General features: G+C 52.6%; 6 protein-coding genes and 1 pseudogene. 6 read left to right on the top strand and 1 reads right to left on the bottom strand.

Annotated features, from left to right (window positions below; translation table 11 throughout):
* Positions 1-88: 88 nt before the first annotated feature.
* The 6 genes and pseudogenes from D1641_RS19750 to D1641_RS13815 form a co-directional block, all read left to right on the top strand.
* Positions 89-562, top strand: a pseudogene (locus D1641_RS19750) (2-oxoacid:acceptor oxidoreductase subunit alpha); the annotation flags it as partial.
* Between the two features lie 42 nt (positions 563-604).
* Positions 605-994 (top strand): transketolase C-terminal domain-containing protein, encoded by a 390-nt coding sequence (locus tag D1641_RS19745; protein WP_347707438.1) that lies wholly within the window; start codon positions 605-607, stop codon positions 992-994.
* A gap of 1 nt (position 995) precedes the next feature.
* Positions 996-1,805, top strand: a complete 810-nt coding sequence (locus tag D1641_RS13830) for a thiamine pyrophosphate-dependent enzyme (protein WP_160666674.1) — start codon at positions 996-998, stop codon at positions 1,803-1,805.
* Between the two features lie 14 nt (positions 1,806-1,819).
* Positions 1,820-2,350, top strand: a complete 531-nt coding sequence (locus D1641_RS13825; RefSeq protein ID WP_160666672.1) for a 2-oxoacid:acceptor oxidoreductase family protein — start codon at positions 1,820-1,822, stop codon at positions 2,348-2,350.
* 276 nt (positions 2,351-2,626) lie between these two features.
* Positions 2,627-3,514 carry a DUF6282 family protein gene (locus D1641_RS13820; RefSeq protein ID WP_160666670.1) on the top strand — a complete coding sequence of 296 codons (888 nt, stop codon included), beginning with the start codon at positions 2,627-2,629 and terminating at the stop codon, positions 3,512-3,514.
* 31 nt (positions 3,515-3,545) lie between these two features.
* Positions 3,546-4,136, top strand: a complete 591-nt coding sequence (locus tag D1641_RS13815) for a PIG-L family deacetylase (protein ID WP_160666668.1) — start codon at positions 3,546-3,548, stop codon at positions 4,134-4,136.
* 76 nt (positions 4,137-4,212) lie between these two features.
* Here the strand turns inward: D1641_RS13815 and D1641_RS13810 are convergent, their stop codons facing one another.
* Entirely contained in the window at positions 4,213-5,904 is a 1,692-nt protein-coding gene (locus D1641_RS13810) for a recombinase family protein (protein ID WP_160666666.1), read from the bottom strand.
* Positions 5,905-6,000: the final 96 nt, after the last annotated feature.

Genomic DNA, 6,000 nt, shown 5'->3' with positions numbered 1-6,000 from the left:
TTCTACAGCTTCAGCTTTGAGACGACAAAAGACACGGCTGGCTGCCGTGCCTTATACCGTAACTATATTGTAGGAGGCGTATACAGCCACCAGCGGGCCTGGCATTTCCCTGATGCAGGAAAACCTGGGGCTTGGGATCATGTCCGAGATCCCCTGTGTCGTCATTGACGTACAGCGCAGCGGCCCCTCCACCGGCGCCGCAACAAAGCCGGCCCAGGGTGATATGATGCAGTGCCGCTGGGGCTGTCATGGGGACCACAGTATCATCGCGCTGTCACCCGCATCCGTCCAGGAGTGCTTTGACTTGACGGTTCAGGCCTTCAACATGGCAGAAAAATACCGTACGCCGGTTTATTTGATGGTGGACGAGACCATCGGCCACCTGCGCGAGACTGTGACCATCCGGGAGCTGGACCCCTCCGAAATTATAGACCGCAGGCAGCCGCAAGGCATTGCTCCCCAGGATTTCCGCCCCTATGATTACGATTCCGATATGCCCTCACCCATGCCTCCCTTCGGTTCGGACCAGTACCTCTCCCGCACCACAGGTTCTACCCACGACGAAAAGGGGGAGTTTTGTCCCACGCCCAAAAATATTGACCGGGTGACCCGCTACCTGACCAACAAGATTGAGTCCCATACAGACGATATCTGTTTGACGAAAAAGTTTCATCTCGACGATGCGGAGGTTGTGTTCCTTACATATGGCTGTTCCACTCGGTCGGCTATGAGCGCCATGGAGCAGCTGCGGAGAGAAGGCGTAAAGGCCGGCCTGCTTCAGTTGCAGACAGTGTGGCCTCTGCCGGAGAAGGAAATCCGTCAAGTCCTCGCCTCGGCAAAGACCGTCGTGGTGCCGGAGCTGAATCTGGGACAGATCGCGGGAGAAATCCGGAAATTCAACGACTACGGCTGCAGCGTGATTCAGGCGAACCGGGTTGACGGCATCCTGATTACACCGAAACAGATCATCGACGCTTGGAAGGAGGGCCGTTGAGATGGCGAATTATAAGGATTATATGCTCTTTGACAAGCTTCCTCACACCTGGTGCGCAGGCTGCGGACACGGTGTGATATTGCAGGCAATCGCGGACGCTCTGGCCATGCAGGAGCTGGACAAGCATGACGTCGCTCTGGTCAGCGGTATCGGCTGCTTTGGCCGGGTGGATGATTACCTGGATATCAACTGTATGCACGTAACCCATGGCCGCGCTTTGCCCGCCGCCACCGGAATGGCTCTGGCCAACCCGGACTTACATATCCTGGTTACCATGGGCGACGGCGACTGCTGCACAATCGGCGGCAACCACCTGATTCATGCGGCTCGGCGCAACATCAATGTGACTGCGATCGTAGCCAACAACTATAACTATGGACAGACTGGCGGCCAGTACTCCGCTACAACGCCGGAGGGGAGTGTCACTTCCACCTCAATTTACGGACATGTGGAGCCCGGCTTTGACATCTGCAAGCTGGCGGAGGCAGCCGGCACCCCCTTTGTGGCCCGTACAACTCCCTACAGCCCTATGCAAATACGGAATCTGATCCAACAGGGGATGTCAGTGAAAGGCTTTGCGCTCATCGAAATCATGGATACCTGCCCCACCCACTATGGCAGGTTGAACAAGTTCGGCGGCGCGGCCCGTATGCTGGAGAAGGTCCACGAGATGACGGTCCCAGTGGAGAAAGCCCGGACAATGAGCGAGGAGGAGCTGCAGGGGAAATTTGCTGCCGGCGTGCTGGTGAATAAGAGTCGTGAGGACTACTACACCAAATATAGGCGTATTGTCGACTCGCTGAAGGCGTAAGGGAGGAGTTTATTATGAAACTGAAAATCGTTCTGAGCGGTGTCGGCGGGCAAGGATTGATCTCCACCGGCGAGATCATTGGCGAAGCTGCGTCCATCTATGAAAATGCCTATGCGACACTGACCTCCTCCTACGGTTCCGAGACCAGAGGAACCTTTACCAAATCAGACGTCATTGTCAGCGATGCTCCGATTAACTACCCCAATATTGAGACGCCTGATGTCATTCTCTGTTTGGCTCAGGTGGCGTACGACCGCTATGTCAACCGGCTGGGGGAGCACACCCTGGTATTTTATGATACGGAGCAGGTGACTCCCTCAGAGGGGGCGAAAGGGACACACATAGGGTACAACTTCCGCGAAATGAGCATTGAGCTGGGCAACCCGGCCGTGGCCAACACCATCGCATTGGGCTTGATTGCAAAAAAGACCAGTATGCTGAGGCGAAACAGTCTTGTGTCCGCAATACAGGAGTATTTTTCTGCTAAACCCAAGGTCATCGGTGTCAATATTCAGGCACTGGATGCCGGTATGGCTTTGGGCTGAATAGCTGATGTGGATTCAGCTATAGAAAATAGTGCGTAGGCAGGTGAAATCAGCTGCCTACACATTTTTTAAGTAGAGCTTATTTTAAAGTAAGCGGATACTATGGTAAACAAAGCATAAAATTTTTTTATGAACCATTAATTATGTGTATTTTACAAAAAATGCGAATTATATTAGAATAATTTTGTAAAACCTAATTATAAAAATTTCTATTTTAGTGATCAAATGTGTTGATAGGTTTTATACATCATATCATGAAAGAAAGAGGTAACAGCAATGAAAGAAAGTATTATTACCGGTGCATATGATTTGCATGTACATTCCGCTCCTGATGTTTTACCGCGTAGATTCGATGACTTTGATATGGCTCAGCGCATCATTGACACTGGTATGGCTGGTTTTGCTATTAAATCTCACTATTTCTGCACTGCGGACCGTGCAAAGATGGTGAATAAGATGTTTCCTGCCTGCCATGCTTTTGGTATGCTGTGGCTGAACAACTCCGTTGGCGGCATCAACCCCTTTGCGGTCGAACTGGCGGGCCGGGCTGGTACAAAAATTGTCGGATTCCCCACAGTAGACACAGAGAACTCCATCAACCGTGTGTTTACACTGCCCCCCGAGAAGCGGGGTTTCTGGGCCAGCATCATTGTCGACATGAAGAATGAGGGCTTTACCCTTCAGCCTGCAAACGTCAGCAAGGACGGCAAACTTCTGCCTGAGACCCATGAGGTCCTGGAGTTGATTGCCAAGTATGACATGATTATGGCAACCGGCCATCTGTCTGTAGAGGACTGCCTGCTGGTCACCAAGGCGGCCAGGGAGCACAAGGTGGACCGTATTATCTGCACGCATGTCTCCTCCGCTGCCTCCGGTTATGCCGTGGAATATCAGAAGGAGATGCTGAAGCTGGGCTGCTACATGGAGCACACCACCAACGGTGTCAGTTCCGGCAAGGTCCCATATAAGAAGATGGTGGGCCAGATTAAGGAGATTGGTATTGAGCATTGCGTAATCAATACCGACCTGGGTCAGCCGAAAAACAAGTATCCTGATGAGGGCCTGCTGGAATTCTGCACCCGTCTGGTGGAGGAGAGCGGATTTTCCGAGACCGACGTGCGTAAAGCCATCGTGGACAACCCCAAGGCTCTGCTGAACGACTGATTCAAAGAAAACAGAAAGGGAGATATGCAAAATGAGCGAAAGACTGATGGTTGTATCCGCCCATGCCGCCGATTGGGTCTGGCGCTGCTCCGGCACCATTGCGAAGTACAAGAAGATGGGGGCTGCGGTCAGTGTTGTGTGCCTGACCCACGGCGAGCGGGGTGAATCCGGCGCACTTTGGAAACAGCCTGACCAGACTGCGAAGACCGTGAAGGCGACCCGCTTGCGTGAGTCCACCGAGGCCGCCAAGTTCCTGGGTGTGGACGAGTTTGAGATGTGGGACTATCCCGACCATCCTCTGGTGTCCTCTGAGGAAATTTTGAACCGCCTGAATGACAAGATGCGGCAGTTCAAGCCTACCCTGATCATTACCCATGACTGGCACGACGACACCAACGCCGACCATGTTGCGGCCAGCGACATCACCTTCACCGCCTTTGGCATGGCCCGGCACAAGGGAGTTCCCTCCCAGTGCCAGGATACTACTGGTATCGTACAGATCTACGGCTTTGAGCCCTCTCAGACCGAGCGCAGCGGCTATATGCCCCAGGTTTACATCGACATTACCGACGTTTGGGACGCCGAACAGTACGGTTATAGCAACAAATATTTTTTTAGTTAGTACGTTTGCAGGTATTCGTACCAACCAAAAATGGAACGGGTGAACTTCTTAAAAGCACCCTAATCAGCCGGGGAACCTATCCAGCGCACTCCGCAAGGGCCAGGATTTCCCCGGCCCTTTTGCGTTTACGGCCCTTTTCCTCCGGCTCCAGATAAAGAGCCTGAAATTCCTCGAAGGATACGTTGAACTCAATATCCAACTCATAGCCCCGCTTGACGTGGACAGCCTTTACAAACTGTGCCACAATCATTTTCTTTGCCTCAAAAGAACAGTTGTCATACAGCTCGGCCCAATTCATCAGCTGAGTGTATTCCTTCTGTACCTGCTCGGCGCTGGACACGGTTTCCCGTACTTCCAATTCCGCCGCCTGCATCTGGCTTTCCAGCTCCTTCAGCTGGGCGGCGGTTTCGTCCATCAGGCTGTTCAGCAGGTCGGCGCTGAAACGGCTGTTGCCCTGGATAACTTTCAGCGTCTCGGCTCGTAAATCCTGATAAGCCCTCTGCTTCTGTTCGTACTCGTCATGCAGGCGCTTCGCTTTCATTTTGGCAAGGTCAACTTCCCGGCTTCTCTGCTTCGCAAGCAGCGTTTGGGGCGGGGCCTTTTGGATTTGCGACAGCTGGATGCGGATGATCTGCTCCACAAGGTTGTCCAGCTTTTCAACACTGAAAGAAGTCTGCCCGTCACATTTCCCAGGGGCGAATGTCCTGTTGTAGCACTTATAGCTGGAACAGGTGCTTGTGCTTACAGTACCGTCCTTCTTCTGATACTTGTGGCCGGAGGTTGCCAGCATGAGACGCGCCCCACAGCAGCCGCAATAGACATTTCCCACCAAAAGGGACCGGCCTCTTGTAGTGAGGGGGACTTCCCGTTTTTGCACCTTCCGCTCACCGGCAATTTCCAACGCCCTGAAAAACAATTCCTCGTCAATGATTTTCAGGTCCGGCAGCACTTCCGATTTACTGTCACCTCTGTGGATGACACCGATGTAGATGGAGTTTTTCACAGCCCTGTTAATCATGCCCACGGTCACTTCGCCGCCGTCCTTCCTTCGTATGCCCTGCTCCCTGAAATAGCGGCAAAGACGGAGCGCCCCGTAACCCTCATAGACATATTTCTGAAAAATCAGCTTGACGATCTCCGCGTCCTCCGGGTCTATCACGAGGTCTCGCACGTCCTGATTTTTCTTGTTCGTGCGGCCTGTCTTTTCGGCCCGGTAGCCAAAAGGCGCGCGTCCGCCGGTAAAGTGGCCCTCTTGGGTCAACTGTTCAATCCGTGTCTTAACACGCATAGAGGTCTTGATACTCTCCCCGGACGCCTGCCAGTAGCGGATGTAATTCAGCAGTTTATCAACGTGATTGTCAAATCTTTGCTGGCCCTCCATGGCACTCCACACTTCGATATTCTGCTTGACAAACCACTCCACCACAAAAGGCGTTTCATCGTCCCTGCGGCCCAGCCGGTCAAACATGAACACCAGCAGGATGTCAAACCCGCCTTGCAGGGCCAGCTTCTGGATTTCCTGAATGGCGTCCCTGTCCTTTGCGGACTTCTTAAAACCGGATACGCCCTTCTCGGAAAACTCCTTAACAATCTCCCAGCCAGTTTGTCTCTGAACAAACTCCCGGCAGGACTGCTTCTGCATGGGAATATCATCCTTCTCTACCTGTCCCACCGAGGACACCCGATACAGACAAACAACCCGTCTTACATGGACTTGCGCTTCTCCGCCAGTGATGCCGCTGATATTCTGTATCATTTGCTCTGCCATAATATACTCCTCACTTTCCGAGTGAACGGTGTATATATGGCGGCCAGAAATATTCTGTTTTCAAGGTGCCGTCTACTACACCATTATTATCTCATA

This window comes from Colidextribacter sp. OB.20 (assembly GCF_009911595.1).
GTDB lineage: Bacteria > Bacillota > Clostridia > Oscillospirales > Oscillospiraceae > Lawsonibacter.
This window is presented reverse-complemented; position numbering and strand designations above follow the sequence as displayed.